Source organism: Microbacterium sp. Kw_RZR3 (assembly GCF_029222405.1).
GTDB lineage: Bacteria > Actinomycetota > Actinomycetes > Actinomycetales > Microbacteriaceae > Microbacterium.
Genome location: NZ_JARHXC010000246.1, coordinates 1 through 971, shown reverse-complemented (window position 1 = coordinate 971; position 971 = coordinate 1). Strand labels below are relative to the sequence as shown.

At 76.0% G+C, this 971-nt stretch carries 1 protein-coding gene; it reads right to left on the bottom strand.

The window, feature by feature from the left end; all coding sequences use genetic code 11:
* Positions 1-33 precede the first annotated feature (33 nt).
* Complete coding sequence (locus P2P98_RS13725; RefSeq protein ID WP_275800596.1) at positions 34-861, bottom strand: UbiA family prenyltransferase; 828 nt, start codon at positions 859-861, stop codon at positions 34-36.
* Positions 862-971: the final 110 nt, after the last annotated feature.

Genomic DNA, 971 nt, shown 5'->3' with positions numbered 1-971 from the left:
AGCCACCGGGCCGTTGCCCAGCGGCCCGCGCCGTCACGCCACAACGAGCTGCGCGGCGAGCAGCAGCGCCGCCAGCATCGTCAGCTGGAACACCGCCCGCCCCGGCGATCGCACGAACACCATGACCACCGCGGCGACCGCGACCGCCGCCACCGCCACGAAGAAGACGAGGCCCAGGGCCGTGGCATCCGTGCCCCGAAGCACCGCGATCGCGCCGGCGAGGATCCCGCACGCGGCCAGGACCACCGAGGCGCGCGCCCCGAGGCGGTGCGGGAGTCCCCGCACCCCGGTGCGGCGGTCGTCGTCGAGGTCGCGCACGACGTTGGTGAGGTGGACGGCTGCTCCGAGCGCCGCCCCGGCGACGGACGCCCAGGGCGCCGCGAGCGCCGGAGGGACGGTCGACAGCGTCGCGAACGAGGGGAAGAGCCCGAAGCTCAGCACGAAGGGCGCGATCGAGAACGGCGTCGACTTCAGCCCGGCGTTGTAGGCCCAGGCCGAGCCGAGCGCGATGGCGTGCGCCGCGACGAGCCCCGGGCCCAGCGGCACCGAGAGTCCCACGGCGAGGATCGCGGATGCCACGGCCACCGCGAGCGCACGCTCCGGGGTGACCGCTCCCCCGGCGATGGGCTTGTCGGTGCGGCCGACGGCCGCGTCACGCGCCCCGTCGATCGCGTCATTGGAGAGCCCGACCGACACCTGACCCGCGAAGACGGCCACCACGAGCAGCGCGAGCCGCGCCGGCTCGACGCCCGCCGCGATCCCGAGCGCGAGGGAGAGGACGGTGACCACGAGCGTGGGACCGGGATGGGTCGCGCCCCAGAGGGCCCGCACGAGGTGCGGCTTCGCCGCGGCATCCGTCATTCGTCGACGCTATCGTGCGGCGAGGGCGGTCGGCGCGGCGTGCCGTCGTGCGGAGTTTTCACCCGGCGCGCCGTGCCGTCGCGCGGAGTCGGGGCGCGGCACGCCGGTCC

Coding starts and splice junctions, on each gene's coding strand:
- P2P98_RS13725 (WP_275800596.1), bottom strand. CDS start 861: ATGACGGATGCCGCGGCGAAGCCGCACCTCGTGCGGGCCCTCTGGGGC.